Below are 17,639 nucleotides of genomic sequence, written 5' to 3'. Positions count from 1 at the left end.
ATCAATAGTGCGGCGCGAGGTCGCTGTGCTGCGCTGGCAGATCGCCCGGCCGCTGCTACAACCAGCCGATCGCGTATGGCCTCCAATTTCACGGCCTGATGCTCGTCGGTCATCCGATACTTTGCAGCCACGCAGGCGGGCCGCGAAACGGTGAGGGCTTCCTCCGAACTTGCTGTAGCGGGGATACCCCACCCCGTTCCGGTGCGGAAGCACCAGCATCGTCCGGAGTGGTAGGAAATGCAGAGCGAGGTGGCGCCGCCCGGCTCCCGGCGCCACCTCGTGGCTGGTTCTGATGGTCTCCGCCGCTCCTCAGACTACGAAGGCCATGTCAGCGAGTGTGACGTCGGCCCGTACTCCCCGGGTCGCTGGGCGCGCTGGAGGATCTCCCGCATCAGGCCGTACCCGCGATCCTCGTCCATCGCCGTTGTCCGTGCGGCGAGGTCGTTGTAGCCGAGGTCGGCCGCAGGTCAGCCCTGCCTCTATCGCAACGAAACCGATCTTCATGGGACGTTGCTTCAGGAGGCCCGCGTCCCGGTGCGTTGCGTCCAACCCTTAGCCGTAGATCGTGCACTCCATGTAGACGGAGCCGTTCTTGCATCCGACGTACTCGCTGTCGGTGATGCGGGTGTAGTGGTACCAGTCGATCACTCGCCAGGCGCCTGATCCGAATCTGACCATGTAGTAACTCGGGGGGTAGCTCAAGGCGGGCCTGAAGCCGTCTAGATCGAGCAGGGTGCCGGAGATGGTGCCAGCCCCGATGTTGTAGCGCTGGCATGTCGTGAATGTGTACTCACTTCGCGCGGGGCCGCCGTTGACACCGTTCCAGACGGTGCAATCAGTGTGATCGACGCTCGTGTTGAATCGTACGGCGGTGATGTCGTACGAGGTCCCATTGGAGACCCGTCCCACGAGCACAGCCCCCGTTCCCTGCGACGCGGCCTGAGCCGAGGTCGGGGCTAGCGATATGCCGGCCATCACGACCATCAGCATGACCCTAACGACACGTTTGACCATGAATGTTCCTCCGTTGAATGCCGCGACTTGTTGCGTATGACCTGGTGTAGTGCTGGCGGAGGTTGTCCGGCACCCTGTGCGGGCGGTGCCGGACAACGTGCGGACAATGTGACGGCGATGTGCGTGTTCTGCGGCCCGCGGGACAGCCACGGGCGGCTCGCGCTGGACAATGCAGGGGGTCTGGTTGCGGCTTCTCGATCCTGAAATGCGTGCTTGCTCTACGCGGCTACGACCCAGCCACGTCCAGGAAGCGGCGGGGCTTCCAACAGACCTGTCAGCACGTGGGCTCACGCGGAATCGATGGGCCGTACTCCTGCCGCTCCCGTTCCGTCAGATCCCGCCCGATCGCCGCGCACAACGCCGACACGGCCGCTTCCGTGTCGAAGCCCCAGCGAATGATCCGCCCGTCGTCGGCGCCCGCGATGAGCGAGCCGTCGGCGGTGAACGCCAGCGATCGGATCGCCGACTGGTGGCCGGAGAGGGTTTCCGTACGCTGCCCGCTCCTGATGTCCCACACCAGGACGGTCTGGTCCTCACCGGCTGAGGCGAGGCGGCGCCCGTCCCGGCTGAAGCTGACCGCCGACACCGATTTGCTGTGCCCGCTCAGCGTGGCGACGAGTCCGCCGTCGGACAGGGACCAGAGCTTCACGGTGCGATCGGCTCCGGCCGTGGCGGCGAGCCGGCCGTCCGGGCTGATGGCCACGTCCTGCAGCGCACCCTGCCCCGTCTCGATCACTTTGCCGTCCTCGCTCGTTGTCAGGTCGCGGATAACGAGCCTGCCGGTCGGGCTCGCGGACACCAGCAGCCGCCCGTCAGGGCTGAAGGCCACCGCTGAGGCTGTCCTGGGTACGGCGGGGTCCAAGGAGACCCTTATGCCCCGATGCCACAGGAACCGGTACAGGGACGCCACCGCGATCCGGTCCCCGGTCGTGTCCAGCGCCACGTCGGTGGAGGCGCCGAAGCCGCTGAAGCGGATCTCCGACCCATGCCGCCGGCGCGCGTCGACGTCCCACAATGTGACGGCGTGGTCCCGCGCCAGGGCCGCCAGCAGGCGGCCGTTCCCGCTGAGCGCCACGCCCAGCAGCTGGTCATCATGCCCGGGCAGTACGGCCACCTGCCGGCCGCCGGGATCCCACAGCCGCACGGTACCGTCGTCCCCGGCCGAGGCGATTGTCCGCCCGTCGGCGGCCAGGTCGTTCACGGGTGTGGCGTGCCCGGCGAAGGGCGGCAGGACAGGGGTGCGCAGCGCGATGAACCTACCGAATCCGGAGGAAGCCAGGGTGGTGCCGTCTCTGGACAGCGCGAGCGACACGGTCTCGGTGAGACCCCTGTCCTGGTAGGTGCACAGGACTTCACGGCGGGTGGTGTCCCAGATGTTGACGGTCCCGTTCTCGTCGGCCACGGCGATCTTGCCATGTACGGGGGCGGAGATGCTCCAGGCGTAGGTCGGCTGCGCGGGCAGGCTCGCGGCGAGCTTGGGCGCGGCTGGTTCGTCCAGATCCCACAGCCGGACGCCCCCGCGGTAGGAGGCGGTGGCCAGCGTCCTGCCCGTAGGGGCGAACATCAGCGCGTGCACCTCGTCGGCGTCGAGCTCGGCCAGCTTCGTGAACGTCGTCGCGTTCAGCACCACCGGCTTCTCGCCCACCCGTACCGACACCAGCAGCTGCCCGTCGGGACTGAAAGTGAGCGTCCGTACCTGCTTCGGCCGTCCGCTGTGCCCGTGTGCGGCCCACGAGTCGCGGGCCCAGTCCCATAAGGCGATGTCCCCGTTCGTGGCGCCGACCGCGACCGTTGCTCCGTCGGGGCTGAGGGCGAGCGCGGGTGAGGGGATGGCAACGGTCCTCTCGGCCAGTTTGCGACGGGTCGGCACGTCCCACACGGTGATCAACCCGCCCGCGCCGGTGACGCTCGCGGCGGCCAGCAGGGTTCCGTCGTCGCTGAAGGCCACGCGGGAGATGTAGCCGCCGCGTCCGGGGAATGCGGCCACCTTCGTACGGGTCACCGGCGACCACAGGATGACATTCCCACTGGCGTCCCCGGAAGCGAGCAGCGTGGCGTCCTGGTTGAAGGCGAGGTGGTAGACGGCTGACGAGCCGCTGTCGAGCTCCACCCTGCGCGGCACCGCCGCGGCGCTGAGCAGACTGCCCCTGCTGTCGGCGTCGGGGTTGAGGCGGAAGGCGGTGATCGCCAGCAGCGCGGCCAAGTCGGGATCGGAGGAAGAAAGCAGCCGCGACTCTCCGGACAGGTGCCGGGCCAGCGTGATCACCTGCTGGTTACGCGCCTCGACGCCGCGCCAGATGGCCGCCACACCGCCGACCAGGGCCAGGACCAGCAGCACCGCCATCGCCGTGAGCAGCCGGCGCAGCAGGCGGATCTGGTGCCGCGCGGTGCGTTCCTCGGCCTCCCGCAGTTCGTGGCCGGCCCGCAGGAACGCCTGCTCCAGGAGGTTCGGCTCCTCGGGATGCCGTTCGGCCCACGCCGCCGCGGCCGCCAGCTGGGCTCCGCGATACACCGCACTCTGATCGCGTTCCAGCGAGTCCCAGATGAGGGCGGCCTCGGTCAGCCGCCGGTGCACCAGCAGATCGGCTCGGTCTTCGGTCAGCCAGTGGTTCAGGCGTGGCCAGGCCCGGATCAGGGCTTCGTGGGCGACCTCGACGGTGTCTTCGTCCAGGACGACGAGCCGCGCCTCGACGAGGCGGTCGAGCACGCCCGCGATGACAGGTGGATCGGCGACTCCGTCGAGCTCGGCGCGGTCGATGGGCCTGCGCGTGTCCTCGGTGCCGTCCCCGAGCGCGATCAGCCTGAGGAAGATCCGCCGGGCGGCCTGTCGTTCCGCCGGTCCGAACCCGTCGAACTCGCGCTCGGCGGTCTGTGCGATGGCGCCGCGCACTCCGCCGCGCGCATGGTAGTCCGCGAGCGTGAGGGCTCCGTCCGACCGATTCTGCCAGGTCTCCCACAGCGCGTGCGAGACGAACGGCAGCGCGCCGGGCTGCTCGCCGGCCTCGGCGAGGATCGTGGCCACCAGACCGTCTTCGACGGTGAGCCCCGCGCCGGTGGCCGGTCGCGTGACCACATCGCGTAACTCGTCGGCGTTCATGGGCTTGACCATGACTTGCGCGTCCTGCAGCACCTCCACCAGTACGGGCAGGCGGGCGCAGTGGGCGTAGAAGTCGGCGCGCAGCCCGAGCACCACCCTGACCCGGTTGTCGGCGTCAGACGCCGCGGCCGCCAGCGCGGCGATGAACCGCTCTCGCTCCCCGGCGTCCGCGCACAGCGTGAACACCTCCTCGAACTGATCGACGACCAGGAGCGCTTCGCTGCCCGGCGGCCGCGCGAGCAGCAGCTGACGCATCGCCAGCCCGAGATTGCTCTGATGATCATTGAGGTCGGCGACCAGGCTCCCCGGCGCCAGCCCCAACTCGGCACCGAGCCGGACCGCGCATTCGCGCAGCGGATGCGAACCAGGTGTGAACAGCAGCGTGAACCGGTCGTCCGCCGCCAGAGACGGCAGCAGCCCGGCGCGCAGCAACGACGACTTGCCCGACCCCGACGCCCCCACCACCGCCACGAACCGCTGCCGGCCCAGACGCTCGACCAGCACCGCCAGCATCCGCTCCCGGCCGAAGAATCGGTCGGCGTCCTGCGGAGCGTAGACCGCCAGTCCCAGATAGGGAGGACGCCTGTCCGCGCCATTGACCGCGTCGAGCTCGGCCGCGGCGGAGTGCCAGTGCGCCTCCCACGCGGTGACGTCCCCGCCGCAGCCCCGCACGTAGGCCAGCGTCACCGCCAGCGTCGGCAGCCGGTTGCCCGCCGCCGCCTCCGCCAGCGTCGTAGCCGAGTAGTGCACCCGCCGCGCCAGCTCCCGGTAACCGGGATTGCCCGCACCGCGGCGCAGCCGGCGCAACTCGACCGCGAACCGCTCAACGACACCGTCCGCCGGATCGATCACCCGCTCTGGACGTGGCATCCCGATCACCCCCTGGGCGAAACCAGACCCCCTGCATTGTCCAGCGCGAGCCGTCCGTGGCTGTCCCGCAGGCCACAGAACACGCAGGTCGCCGTCACATTCCGGCACCGTCCGTACGGGGTGCCGGACAACCCCCGCCAGCACTACACCAAGTCATACGCATGAGGGCGAGTCGCCGGAGATCATCTGCCGATCCCGCTTCCCAGAACATAACGCGGTCGGCCTGTACGCGCCATTCGATGCCGCTGCAAGGAAGCCGGACGGAAGTATCCCGATCAAGGAGGGACGTTGGTTACAGATGTGGCTCTGCTCGTGGCGCTGGTGGGCCTGCGCGTCCTGCTCCAACCGCCCGCCCGGCGGCCGGCACCGTCGGGCTGCGCTGTCGCCACGCGATCTCTCACTGTGACGGCCCCGGCTGTAGCCCTCCCCACACATTCTTCTCAGTCTGGATCTCCACATATCGGTGGGCCGCGAGGTGGGCGCGGCCCATATTGCACCGGTCAATTGCGAGGAAGAAGGTGACATCACGATCGGCTGACGGGAGATGTGATGATTCTCAGGCGAATCGCTGCGGCCACGACCTTGGTGGCGGGCCTGCTGGTGTCGGCGTTACCGGCGGACGCCTCCGCTTCGGTGACGCTGGAGGCGAGCTACACGACCTCGCTGGAGAACGGCTGGGCGCTGGTGGAGCGCTACCGCGACAACTCCTCCGGGTTCCAGGCCGAGACGTATCCTCCCGACGGTCGGGGCGATCACACTGGTCAGACCAGGCGGTTGTTCGGCGACGTCGCCCGGCCGCATTCCTCCAGGTTTCTGCTCTACCACGCGCCCGGCTGGCAGAGCGGCACCAAGGCCACCCCGGTGCTGCTGGTCCACGGCGCCAACCAGACGGCCGACCTGGCCTGGGCCAACCCCAACGCCCGCGGGGCCTACGGCTGCGGCCAGGCCAGCTGTCCCACAACGGGGCTCATGCAGTATCTGGACGCACGCGGCTACAAGGTCTTCGCGATCGGGTTCCCGCACGTCACGGGCGATGGCCACTACTGGGCCGAGCAGATAGCCGACGCGGTGGCCAAGATCAGGGCCAAGACCGGTGCGGCGCAGGTGGACGTGATCGGCTGGTCGAAGGGGGCCTTCAACGCGCGCATGTACGTCTCCTCGCTGCGGCAGCCGTGGGGCACGCCGTACGCGGGCGATGTTCGCAAGCTGCTGCTGGTGGGCGGTCCGAACAAGGGCTTCGACTGGGGCTACCGGCACGGCTGGACCCACGATTTCGCGATATTTCCCGAATGTGGGGGAACGTTGAACGCGCCCGCCCCGCACTCGAAGATGATCTGCTACGGCCTGTGGCGCAACCACCCCGAGCTGAGCTACGAGGGTAACGCCTACCCGGGCTCGGACGACATGCTCTACCGCTGGGACGACGTCTACCCGCTGCCCGTCACCGAGCAGGACTGGTACACCACCTACTACGGCGGCACCGGTTTCTACACCTACGGCCGCGGCATCCAGTGGGCCATCGACCGCGGCTCCCTGGTCAGCCCGCTGATCGCCGCGGGCACCCCGGCGAGCGTGGCCGTCTACCAGCTGTGCGGCAACTCTCCGGACATGGCGCTGCTGCACAATGAGCACACCGGCCCCTCCGACGGCGCGGTCTTCGTCGCCAGCTGCACCGCCCCCGACGGCATCACCACTGGAGCCGGTACGACCACGCTCAGCCTCAACCACCTCAAACTCGGATGGTCTGCCACCGCGATGACCCAGCTCACCACCTGGCTCGGCTGACGGAGAGGTCTGACCCGCGAGTTCTTCATAGGATTTGTCGGGCCTCAGCCGGGAGGCGCTCATCCGCACTCACCGACGTGGCGGCTGATCAAGAGCCAGCGGCCCTACGTGATCAACCGTCCGCCAGCCCTGCCGGTGCCGAGGGAGATGGTCATGCGCGTGACTGCCAGCATGTGGAAGGGTCTCGTCATGGCCGTCGCGGTCGGGTTGGCGGGGGTCGCGACCCCCGCCGCGGCCAAGCCCTCAGGGCCGGCCAAAGCGGGGGACGTCAACGGGGACGGGCGGGTTGACGTCATCGCGGGGCTCCACCTCCTGAAGGCTAGGGGCAAGAGTGAGGCCGGCGGAGTCCTCGTCTACTTCGGCGGCTCGAAGAAGGTCTCCGGCAAGGAACACATCGTCATGCTCCCCGTTCCCGTCGCCAGGGAGAATCTCGGGCGGGCGCTCACCACGGGCGACTTCGATAAGGACGGCTACGCCGATGTCCTGGCGTCCGCCGCTAAGAAGCTCGTGGTCTTCCGCGGCTCGAAGAACGGACTGCGTGGCGAGGACGCCAAAGTGATCCCCTGGCCCGCCACCACACCCGCCATGGCCTCAGCCGACTTCGACGGTGACGGGTACGCGGACGTGGCCGTCACCGGGAACAAGCAGATCGTTGTGCTGCGCGGGAGCACGTACGGCCTGCGCGTGGCCGCACGCTTCACCAACGGCGCCCCGCAGTTCGGCGCGAAACTCGCAATCGGCGACATCAACGGCGATCGGCGTCCCGACCTCGTGGCCACTGAGCACCGCGTGAGCTGGCCCGACGCCGTAGGGCCGCAGCGGATCACGGTCGTGCCCGGCTCCCCGTCGGGGCTCTCGCTCCAGGGCGCCTGGTCGATCACTCCCACCGAGCGGGCCGCCCGCGACCTCGCCGTCGGCGACGTCAACGGCGACCAGAAAGCCGACCTCGTCCGGATCACCTCGACCGACGGGGACGACCCGACATACCGGGTACTCGTCCAGCTCAGCCAGGGAAACGGCTTTGACCCGGCGCAGAGCTTGCCGCCAGAGGACGGCTACCCGTCCAACCTCACCCTCGGCGATGTCACCGGCGACGGCCGCGCCGACCTGGCCGTTCACTTCGCCACCGACGGCGACCACGACTGGGCCGTGTTGTACGCCGGAACCGCTACGGGCGTAGGCGCAAAGCCGATCTGGAAGTACTCGCACTACACCTACGAGAGCAGATACGGCACGACCCTGCGGCTGACGAACGTCCGCGGCGACTACCGCGCCGATATCATCGCGGGCTTACCTGGCGTCTACGGCCACGGAGAACTGGAGATCCTTCCCAACGGCGGGCTCGACGGCTCCCAAAGGCTCAGCGTCAAGGCCCTCAGCGGTCTCGGCTGGAGCCAGCCTTCCTGACCGATCGGCATTGAGAGCGGGCTCTCCCAGCTGTCATCTTAAATGCCATCAATTCGCCCGCACAGTCGAGAACTCCATCTCCATCGACTCCCACCGCATCGCCCGCACCGGCGGATCGACGGGCAACACGGCCAGAGGAATTCATAGCGGGTGTTATCTCGCATCGCGCGGGATCGATCTTCACATAGCATACCAGATACCTTCTTCTCTTGCATAAATTTTAGCAGGAGAATAGTCAATATGGCCGACCCGCCCTCCAGTCCGCATTTATCGAGGATCTAAGAGCGGCGCCTGTGTTTATCAATCGCAGGCACGGGAACGCTGGTGTCGTAATCACCCATTCTGGGTGAATCAACAGATCCGGGAGGCTGGCATGAATGGACACCTACCGTATCGCGAGACCGGTCCGGCTGCTCGCATTGGGGGCGTACGCGGCTGGCTGGCCAACATTCTTCGTGGCGAGTCATAACTGAGTGGGCCGAGGTACTGCGGTGCGTATAGGCCGCAGTACCTCGCCCATGGCAGGCGACGCGATGCGTTGGGGGCGTTTGTGGCGCGATTGTTTTACCCGGCTGCTTGGCGCGGCGATGTGGTGGAGGATCTGTTCGGATTCCCGGTTTCCGATCCCTACCGGTGGCTGGAAGACGGCGATGACGCGCGTGTGCGGGATTGGGCTAAGGCCCAGGATCGCCTCTTCCACGCGTATCGCGCCGGATGGCGTGAAAGGCAATCGTGGGCGTCTTTGGTGGATCAGGTGTCATCCTTCGGCGTGTCGGAGCCTCCGATGGCGCGTGGTTCGGTCATGTTTCTTGCCGAGCAGCTCCGTGGGGATGAGCAACAGCGCCTGCTCGTCGTTGACGCCGAGGGGAACAGGCGGGTGCTTGTCGATCCGGCAGAGATCGATCCGTCCGGCCATACCGGGCTGTATTCCTGGTGGCCATCGCGCGAGGGCGAACGTGTGGCTGTTCAAATGGAGGTCGCCGAGCAGCCCGGCAGCGACATCATGGTGCTGGACGTGCGTACCGGCGAGACGGTGGACGGGCCGTTACCACGCGCCCGTAACACCTCGCTGGCCTGGCTGCCGGGAGGAGACGCGTTCTACTACGTCAGCCGTCTTCCCGATGAGGAACTAGCCCCCGGCGACATGCGTCTGCAACGGCGGGTGCGGTTGCATCGGATCGGTTCGCCCTGGCAGACCGACGCGGTGGTGTTCGGCGGCGAGGATGCCCCAGACCACTATTACGGGCTCACGGTCAGCGCCGACGGCCGTTATCTGGCGATCACGGCGACGGTTGGGCCCGCCTCGCACAACGATGTGTACGTGGCCGAGCTCGTCGATCCCGAAGCCCCGCGTCTCATCAAGATCGTGGACGGAGGCACCATACGCGCCCGTGTTCTCCCACGCTTCCTCACGGATGGCAATCTGCTGCTGGTCACCGACTACCAGGCCCCGTGTGGCCGCATCTGTACGGCGCACTGGCGCGACACCGACCCGGCCACATGGCGGACGCTGGTAGCCGAAGATCCACAAGCCCCCTTGGACGAGTGTCTGGTCCTGGACGACCCGGCACTTCCGCGGCCCCTCCTGCTGGTGGCACGCACCCGCCACGGCACCTCCGCCCTGGCACTGCACGACCTGGCCAGCGGTCGGCTGCTCACCGATCTGCCCCTTCCCGGCGCGGGCGTCGTGTCATCCCTGCGCACCAACATCCCACCCGGACGTCACGCGCGGTTCAGTTACTGCGACGCGACAACACCCCCCACCATCTATCGCTACGACGCCGCCAGCGGGAAGACGGAACAAGAAACCGGCACCACAATAGCCGGACGTACTCCAGAAATCCGCAGCCGCAGCGTTCGCTATCCCGCCGGCGACGGTGCCGAGATCACGCTGCTCCTGTTCACTCCAGCTGAAGAACATCAGGGCCCCCGCCCCACCCTCCTTTACGGCTACGGCAGTTTCGGCATGCCGATGCGCCCGTGGTTCTTCCCCCTGGCCGCCGCATGGGTCAGCGCCGGCGGCACCTACGCGATCGCCTGTGTACGCGGAGGCGGCGAAGAAGGCCAGCACTGGCACGACGCCGGTCGCGGACCACACAAACATCGCGCGATCAGCGACTTCAACGACGCCGCGACCTGGCTCATCGACACCGGTCGAACCACCCGCGACCAACTGGCGATCTTTGGCCAATCCGCCGGCGGACTACTGGTCACCGCCGCCGCCACACAGCGACCAGACCTGTACGCCGCGATTATCGCCGAAGGCCCGCTGTGTGACATGGTGCGCTACGAGAATTTCGGCCTGGGATGCACGTGGACGGACGAATTCGGTACCGCCTCCCAACCCGAACAGCTCCAATGGCTACTCACATACTCTCCCTACCACAACATCACGCCCGGAGCCCCTTATCCCGCATTCCTCCTCACCGGCGCGGTAATCGATCTGCAGACCGGGGAGGCCCACGTCACCAAAATGTGCGCGGCCCTCCAACATGCCACCGGCAGTGATCGACCGATCCTCATGCGCCGAGAACCGGATACCGCCCACGCCGCCTTTCCCGCGAGCAAAGAACGCGCCCTGACCGCAGACATCCTTGCCTTCGCCGGAAAATACACCGGTCTATCACCGGAAAAGACAACCATGCGCCCTCATGAGACTGCCGCAGAACCACACTAAGAATAATGGCGGAATCCGGCCATGCTGCCGGGCGTGTCGCCGTTAAGCAGGTGACGGTGCCAGCGCATGATCGTGTCGGGGCGGACCACCGGCGCCAGCTGCTGGAGCTTGTCTATCGGCAGATGGTGGAGCAGTCCAGACAGGAGGAACCGGTCCTCCGGCCTGAAGACGGGCTTGGCCATATCCTCATCGACGGCGGCGTCATCGCGGCCAGAAGGGCCGGACGGCTCTATCCCCTGCGCCGGCCGCCGACGTTCGACATGCCCTCGGCGACGGATCGACGACTCCCGACTCCCAGGCTGAGGGGCAGTGTCGGTCCCCGTCTGAGCGGCCAGAACGCTTACCGTCAGGATATGCAGACGTTCCACTCCGTGCAGGAGATGAGCTTGGGGCTGCGAACGATCGGCGTGCGCGTCGTTGCCGGAGCGCTGCTCCTTGGGGTCGGCGCGTGCGCGAGTGCGGCGGGCGGTCGCGACGCGGGCCTGCCGGCGGTCACGCCGGCGGCCGCTTCGCCTGAGCCCCTCGCGGCCGGGCGGGGAATCGGTCCGCTGTCCCCGGTGCCCCTCACGGTCGCCGGCGGCGCCGACGCGGGCATGGCGAGCGGCCGCTCGCTGAACCTGCCGGAGGGGTGGACCGCAGAGGTATGGGCCGATGTGCCGGACGCTCGGGTGGCGGCATGGAGCCCGGACGGTCGCCTGGTCGTCTCCACCGGGCGTCGCGGTGTGGTGTCGATTCTCGCGCCGACCTCCGCCGGGAGGGCGCCGACCGTGACGACGCTGCTGGACGGCCTGGCCAACCCGCAGGGCGTGGTGTTCACCGAGCAGGACGGTCGCACGATCCTGGTCGTCGGCGAGGCGACCCGGCTCGTCGCGTGGGACTACGCCGGCGGCGCCGTGACGAACCGCCGGGTGATCATCGACGGGCTGCCCGGCGGTGGTCACGGCAGCAAAGCGGTCGCCGTGGGGGACGGCGTCGTCTACTACAACATCGGCTCGGGCACGAACCGCGACCCGGTGGATCGCACCTCCACCCCCGAGCGCGGCACCATCTGGCGAGTCGGGCTCGACGGGACCGGGAACCGCATGATCGCCGTCGGAGTCCGCAACGGCTTCGGCCTGTCGTTCGCGCCGGACGGCACCCTGTTCGTCGCGGTCAATCAGTCCGACAACCAGCCCTACCCGTTCCGCGACGACACCGGCCAGTACGCGAAGACGGTGCGGGAGTACATCAACGAGAACCCGGTCGACCAGATCTCGCGGATCACGCCCGGGACCGACCTGGGCTGGCCGTACTGCGTGCCGGACTCGCGCGGCCGCAAGGATCTGCTGGACCTGCCGTTCGTGAACGACCCGATCAACAACCCGGACGGCCGGACTCTGAATTGTGGCAGCATCGGCCACACGATGGTCGGCCTGCCCGCCCACAGCGCTCCGCTCGGGTTCGCCTTCACCCGCGGCTCCGCGCTGCCCAGAACGCTCGGCAACGGGGCGCTCATCACCACGCACGGATCCTGGAACCGGCAGCCACCTCGCCCGCCGTATATCGCCTACAGCGCATGGGACGACGCCACGGCCACGCTCGGGGTGCCGACCGAGCTGGTCACCGGGTTCCAGAACCCGGACGGCTCCCGATGGGGCCGTTCCGTCGCCGCCGTGCCCGGCCCTGACGGCTCGATCTACGTCACCGACGACCACGCCGGCCTCGTCTACCGGCTCACGCCCGGCAGCTGACGACCCACCGATGGCTTAGCTGTACCTACTTGATGAGGTCGCCGAGCATCCGTTCGCCGGATGCGTCGTTAATCCAAGTCATCAGCGAGCAGGGGCGTGTCCGGCTGGCCGTCTGGTGGAACGTCTCGAACTCGCGCAGGGCGTGTAGCACGTGGCGTTGGTTCCAGATGAGCAGGTGGTCCAGCAGCTCGTGTCGGCACGTTTGGATCCACCGCTCCATGATCGAGTTCATTCGCGGGATCCGAATGCCGGTCCTGATGACCTTCACGCCGGCATCGACGAGCACGGCGTCGAAGGCGGTGGTGAACTTGGTGTCGCGGTCGTGGATGAGGAATCCGGCCATGCTGCCTGCCTCCTCTAAATCCATGACGAGGTTGCGGGCGAGCTGGGTGACCCACGCTCCGGTGGGGTGCGCGGTGGCGCCGAGGATGCGGATACGGCGGGATTCTGGCAGCCCCCATCGGATTCCGGTGTCTTGGCTCTACGGGACGCTCAGGCCTCCTCGACCTGCCGGATGAGGTCACCGATGCTGCGCAGCCACGCCCGGGCCTGCCGGCCCCACTGCTCGTCACCGAGCAGTATGAGGGCCTCGCCGCCGAGGAATGCCAGGCCGACCAGCCCCGCGACATCGGTGGCCGCGAACGGGCCCAGCTTGCCGAAACGGCCTTCCGCCTCGCGGGCGACCTCCTGCAGGATGTCGAACCACGACCGCATCATCCCCAGCACCTGGCGCGCCAAGTCGGGATCCGACCAGCCTGCCGCGATCATCTCCTGAAGGACCCGGACGTAGCCGGACGCCAGATCTTCCTCAAGCAGGTCACAGGCCTGCTCGTAGCGCTTCCAGAGGGGTGCCTCCGCGCTGTACATGCGCCGCTGCCGATCCACGAGACGGCTGTTCTCATGGTCGAGAAGAGAGAGCACGAGCCCTTGTTTGCCGCCGAAGTGATAGTGGATCTGGCTCAGCGGGACGCCGGCGATGTCGGCGACTCTGCGGGTGGACAGCCCGGCGTAGCCCTCGGCGAGCAGACGCGACCGGGCCGCCTCGAGGATCCGGGTCGCGGTAACGCCGGTCTGGTCACCCACGGTCGCGCCTCCTGCCCTTAGACACATGTTCTTGTCGTTCGGTCGATCGGATGATACTTTCCTTCCAGTCGGTCGGTCGATCGACCGACATTACCGCATTGCAAACTGATCGCATGGCGTACGGCTCGAGGGCTGTCGCCGAGTACAGCGGCATCATGGAGGCGGCGGAGGCGCGATGCAGGCAAGACTCGCGGACGCGGAGGGCTTCATCGAGCATCTCGGAGTGAAGATCCACTACGAGGTGCACGGCGACGGCGGGCCCACCATCCTCCTGCTGCCCACCTGGACGATCATCCACAAGCGATTCTGGAAGATGCAGCTGTCGTATCTGGCGCGTCACTACCGGGTGGTCACCTACGACGGGCCCGGCAACGGGCGCTCCGACCGGTCCCTGAGCCCTGACTCCTACGGCCAGTCCGCCCAGATGGCCTACGCCCTGACCGTCTTGGACGCCACCCAGACCGAGCAGGCGGTCGTGGTTGCCCTGTCACGAGGCGCCAACTGGGCGCTCGAACTGGCCGCCGACCACCCGTCCCGGGTTCTGGGCACGATCGTCATCGGCCCGGCGATCGCCGGGAGCAGGGCGGCGCTGGACCATCCGGCACCGAACCTCGAAGCGTCCCGAGTGCCGGAGGGGGACACTGATCCGCAGGCACACTGGGCCAAGTACAACCGGCAATACTGGCTGGAGAACTACGACGACTTCCTCTGGTTTTTTATGGGTCAGTGCTTCAGCGAGCCGCACTCGACGAAGGCGATCGAGGACGGCGTCGGTTGGGGGCGCGAGACGAGCGGAGCCGTCCTTGTGGCGGAGAGCGAGGCGCAGCGACCGAGCAAGGAGCATCTGGAGGAGTGGTGTTCCCGGATCAGGAGCCCGCTGCTGGCGATTCACGGCGACCAGGACCACGTGATCCCGATGGAGCGCAGCGAGCAGCTCGTGGCCAGGACCGGCGGTGAGCTCGTCCTCCTGGAGGGAGGCGGCCACATTCCGCTTGCCCGGGATCCCGTCCGGGTGAACTTGCTGATCAGCGAGTTCGTCGAGCGGTTCCGCCCGCCCACCCCACGACGGCGGACGTGGAGTCGATGGGACCGGCGGCGCAAGCGGGTCCTCTACCTGTGTTCGCCGATCGGTCTGGGTCATGCCCAGCGTGATTTGGCCATCGCCCGCCAGCTGCGCCAACTGCATCCGGACGTGCGGATCGACTGGCTCACCCAGCACCCGGTCACCCGCGTGCTCGACGAGGCCGGGGAGCGGGTACACCCCGCCAGCCGGTGGCTGGCCAACGAGTCGGCGCACATCGAGAGCGAGGCGGACGAACACGACCTGCATTGCTTCCAGGCGCTGCGCCGGATGGACGAGATTCTGGTGTCCAACTTCATGGTGTTCAACGACCTGGTAACCGAGGAGACGTACGACCTGGTCGTCGGCGACGAGGCCTGGGACGTCGACCACTTCCTGCACGAGAACCCGGAGCTCAAGCGGTTCACCTACGCTTGGATGACCGACTTCGTCGGCTACCTGCCCTTCGCCGACGGCGGTGACCGCGAGGCGCTGGTCGCGGCGGACTACAACGCGGAAATGATCGACCACATCGCGCGCTCCCCGCGTCTGCGCGATCGGGCCGTCTTCGTCGGCGACCCGGAGGACATTGTGGACGAACGGTTCGGCCGCGACCTTCCGATGATCCGCGACTGGACCGAAGCGCACTACGACTTCGCCGGTTACGTCACCGGCTTCGACCCGAAGCAGTACGCCGACCGTGCGGCGCTGCGCGCGGAGCTCGGCTTCCACCCGGGCGAGCGGGTCTGTGTGGTGACCGTCGGCGGCTCTGGTGTGGGCGAGGATCTCCTGCGCCGGATCGTGGCCGCGTTCCCCGAAGCCGCGCGACGCGTGTCCGGGCTGCGCATGGTCGTCGTCGCGGGCCCCCGCATCGACCCGGCTTCGCTGCCCCGGCAGGCGGGGCTGGAGATTCACGCTTATGTGCCCCGGTTATACCGCCACCTCGCCGCCTGCGATCTCGCGATCGTCCAGGGTGGTCTGACGACCTGCATGGAGCTCACCGCCACGGGCCGCCCGTTCATCTATGTGCCATTGCGCCACCACTTCGAGCAGAACTTCCATGTCGCGCATCGGTTGCGGCGCCACGGTGCGGGTCGCCGCATGGACTTCGACGACATCACGCCTGACTCGCTCGCCGAGGCGATCGCCGCCGAGATCGGCCGCGAGGTCGTCTACCGTCCCGTGACCACCGACGGCGCCGCCCGCGCCGCGACACTCCTCGCCGAACTGCTCTGAGGCGCTGCCCTCATAAAGATTCGCGTGTACGGCGCAGCGGAGCGACGTCCGGCTCTGCGGGGGCCGATTATTCATCCGTCAGGTCGTGTGCCACGAGCGTTGAAGGAGGCGTGGACGAAGAAGCCTCTGGAAGCGGTGCTGGTGGATATTGCCTCGTCTGCCGATACTGCGCAAACTTTCCTTGCGTGGCGCACCATGGACAGGTGACGGAAATCGAGCCACACGACGCGCGGGCCCTCGCCGAGAGTCTGCGCCAGGTGTACGACGCGGTTGCCCAGCGCATCACCGAGGACAACGCCCGCTCTCCGCTGGTGGCCAAGGTGACCGAGCACCTGGGCTGCCCGCTGAGCGACGTGGTCGTGGTCGAGGAGAAGTACCGCCTCTACGAGCACGTCGCCCTGCAGACCGGCGCCGACCGCTACCTGCGCGCACACACGCCGGACGCGCGCTGGTTCGGGGTCGTCGGCGGCGAACGGCGCTGGGAGAGCGTGATCAACATGCTGCTCGGCGCCATGCGGGACGGCAGCCGCTTGCTCGGCCTGCCCGACTACGGCACCGCGCCGGTGGACCATGACGCGACCATCGAGGTCCTCCAGCTCGGCATGGTCGCCACGTACGCTCCCGACGGCACGCCGGTGATCCTCGGCATCAGCGATCGCGAGGACTTCAGCAAGTTGTGCCTGATGACGGTGATCGCGGCCGACCGGGCGGCAGCGGGAGCCGTACGGGACGAGGTGGACCGGCTCAAGCGCGAGCACGACCCGTTCCGGGGAAAGGTGCTCAGCTTCGGCTTCAGCGAGCACCGCGAGAACGAGCTGCTGACCTTCCTGCCGCGCCCCGAACTCACCCAGGACGAGGTGGTCCTGCCGACCGGGCGCCTGGAGGCGATCGAGGAGCACGTCGTCGGCATCGCCCGGGAGGCCCGGCAGCTGCTGGAGGCAGGCCAGCACCTGCGGCGCGGTCTGCTCCTATACGGTCCGCCCGGCACCGGCAAGACCCACACCACGCGCTACCTGATCGGCGCGCTGAAGGACCACACCGCGATCCTGATGACCGGCCCGGCCATGCGGTACGTCGACTACGCGGTGGCCCTCGCGCGCAAGCTCGCGCCGTCGGTCATGGTGATCGAGGATGTGGACCTGATCGCCGAGGACCGCAGTCACCACGAGACGTCGCCGCTGCTGTTCTCGCTGCTCGACGCCATGGACGGGATCGCCGGCGACGTCGATGTCACGTTCGTGCTCACCACCAACCGGGTGGAGTCACTCGAGACGGCCCTTGTGCAGCGGCCCGGCCGGGTGGACCTCGCGGTTGAGGTGCCCAAGCCAGACGCCGACGCCCGGGAGCGGCTGATCCGCCTGTACGCCCGCGACCGCGCGATCGAGGCCGACGTCGCGAAGGTCGTCGCGGCCACCGACGGCGTGACGGCGTCGTTCGTCAAGGAGCTGCTGCGCCGGGTGGTCCTGATCGCGCTGCGCGCGGGGGAGCGGGCTTTGACCGACGACCACTTCGACAGTGCACTGCAGGCCATGTCGGGCGACGCCCAGGCCCTCACCCGGGCCCTCCTCGGCGGCGCCCCCGCCCGGCAGGAGCGCACTCCGACGCGTCTGACGCCTACCTGCTGATGGATGAGTTACTCAGGCTCTGGCGCGGATGGGAAGAGGGAATGGGTGGGCGCTG

At 68.0% G+C, this 17,639-nt stretch carries 11 protein-coding genes; 6 read left to right on the top strand and 5 right to left on the bottom strand.

From position 1 onward, the window contains the following. Window positions 1-552: 552 nt before the first annotated feature. Together Aple_RS12425 and Aple_RS12420 are read right to left on the bottom strand one after the other, a co-directional pair. A complete protein-coding gene (locus tag Aple_RS12425; RefSeq protein ID WP_170321429.1) occupies window positions 553-1,014 on the bottom strand; it encodes a hypothetical protein in 462 nt (153 codons plus the stop codon). Between the two features lie 274 nt (window positions 1,015-1,288). Next, the gene (locus tag Aple_RS12420) at window positions 1,289-4,981 is read right to left on the bottom strand and encodes an nSTAND1 domain-containing NTPase (RefSeq protein ID WP_155344684.1); all 3,693 of its coding nucleotides are present in this window, start codon (window positions 4,979-4,981) and stop codon (window positions 1,289-1,291) included. Between the two features lie 549 nt (window positions 4,982-5,530). Here Aple_RS12420 and Aple_RS12415 point away from each other — a divergent pair. The 3 genes from Aple_RS12415 to Aple_RS12405 all read left to right on the top strand — a co-directional run bounded on the left by Aple_RS12415 (window position 5,531) and on the right by Aple_RS12405 (window position 10,850). Continuing rightward, a complete protein-coding gene (locus Aple_RS12415; protein ID WP_155344683.1) occupies window positions 5,531-6,766 on the top strand; it encodes an esterase/lipase family protein in 1,236 nt (411 codons plus the stop codon). 153 nt (window positions 6,767-6,919) lie between these two features. Continuing rightward, window positions 6,920-8,173 carry an FG-GAP repeat domain-containing protein gene (locus Aple_RS12410; protein ID WP_170321428.1) on the top strand — a complete coding sequence of 418 codons (1,254 nt, stop codon included), beginning with the start codon at window positions 6,920-6,922 and terminating at the stop codon, window positions 8,171-8,173. A 550-nt stretch (window positions 8,174-8,723) separates the two neighbouring features. Further along, entirely contained in the window at window positions 8,724-10,850 is a 2,127-nt protein-coding gene (locus tag Aple_RS12405; RefSeq protein WP_155344681.1) for a prolyl oligopeptidase family serine peptidase, read from the top strand. Here Aple_RS12405 and Aple_RS52765 read toward each other — a convergent pair. Next, window positions 10,847-11,032, bottom strand: coding sequence for a hypothetical protein (locus tag Aple_RS52765; RefSeq protein WP_174889816.1), 186 nt, complete (start codon window positions 11,030-11,032; stop codon window positions 10,847-10,849). The genes Aple_RS12405 and Aple_RS52765 overlap by 4 nt on opposite strands. Window positions 11,033-11,203: 171 nt before the next feature. On the opposite strand from Aple_RS52765, the gene Aple_RS12395 reads away from it, so the two are divergent. Further along, window positions 11,204-12,580: a PQQ-dependent sugar dehydrogenase gene (locus tag Aple_RS12395; protein WP_218038279.1), complete on the top strand. Its 1,377-nt coding sequence runs from the start codon at window positions 11,204-11,206 to the stop codon at window positions 12,578-12,580. A 25-nt stretch (window positions 12,581-12,605) separates the two neighbouring features. On the opposite strand, the gene Aple_RS12390 is transcribed toward Aple_RS12395, so the two are convergent. Further along, window positions 12,606-12,923: a hypothetical protein gene (locus Aple_RS12390; protein WP_218038278.1), complete on the bottom strand. Its 318-nt coding sequence runs from the start codon at window positions 12,921-12,923 to the stop codon at window positions 12,606-12,608. A 149-nt stretch (window positions 12,924-13,072) separates the two neighbouring features. Further along, a complete protein-coding gene (locus tag Aple_RS12385) occupies window positions 13,073-13,663 on the bottom strand; it encodes a TetR/AcrR family transcriptional regulator (protein ID WP_218038277.1) in 591 nt (196 codons plus the stop codon). Window positions 13,664-13,838: 175 nt separating this feature from the next. Here Aple_RS12385 and Aple_RS12380 point away from each other — a divergent pair, with 175 nt between their 5' ends. Continuing rightward, window positions 13,839-15,959 carry an alpha/beta hydrolase gene (locus tag Aple_RS12380; protein ID WP_155344679.1) on the top strand — a complete coding sequence of 707 codons (2,121 nt, stop codon included), beginning with the start codon at window positions 13,839-13,841 and terminating at the stop codon, window positions 15,957-15,959. A gap of 203 nt (window positions 15,960-16,162) precedes the next feature. Then, window positions 16,163-17,584, top strand: coding sequence for an AAA family ATPase (locus tag Aple_RS12375; RefSeq protein WP_218038276.1), 1,422 nt, complete (start codon window positions 16,163-16,165; stop codon window positions 17,582-17,584). The last annotated feature ends 55 nt before the right edge of the window (window positions 17,585-17,639 follow it).

Source organism: Acrocarpospora pleiomorpha (assembly GCF_009687885.1).
Lineage (GTDB): Bacteria > Actinomycetota > Actinomycetes > Streptosporangiales > Streptosporangiaceae > Acrocarpospora > Acrocarpospora pleiomorpha.
This window is presented reverse-complemented; position numbering and strand designations above follow the sequence as displayed.

Bases quoted from the DNA above. Each gene is read 5' to 3' on its own strand.
- Aple_RS12425 (WP_170321429.1), bottom strand. From the start codon at position 1,014: ATGGTCAAACGTGTCGTTAGGGTCATGCTGATGGTCGTGATGGCCGGC.
- Aple_RS12420 (WP_155344684.1), bottom strand. From the start codon at position 4,981: ATGCCACGTCCAGAGCGGGTGATCGATCCGGCGGACGGTGTCGTTGAG.
- Aple_RS12415 (WP_155344683.1), top strand. From the start codon at position 5,531: ATGATTCTCAGGCGAATCGCTGCGGCCACGACCTTGGTGGCGGGCCTG.
- Aple_RS12410 (WP_170321428.1), top strand. From the start codon at position 6,920: ATGCGCGTGACTGCCAGCATGTGGAAGGGTCTCGTCATGGCCGTCGCG.
- Aple_RS52765 (WP_174889816.1), bottom strand. From the start codon at position 11,032: ATGGCCAAGCCCGTCTTCAGGCCGGAGGACCGGTTCCTCCTGTCTGGA.
- Aple_RS12395 (WP_218038279.1), top strand. From the start codon at position 11,204: ATGCAGACGTTCCACTCCGTGCAGGAGATGAGCTTGGGGCTGCGAACG.
- Aple_RS12390 (WP_218038278.1), bottom strand. From the start codon at position 12,923: ATGGCCGGATTCCTCATCCACGACCGCGACACCAAGTTCACCACCGCC.
- Aple_RS12380 (WP_155344679.1), top strand. From the start codon at position 13,839: ATGCAGGCAAGACTCGCGGACGCGGAGGGCTTCATCGAGCATCTCGGA.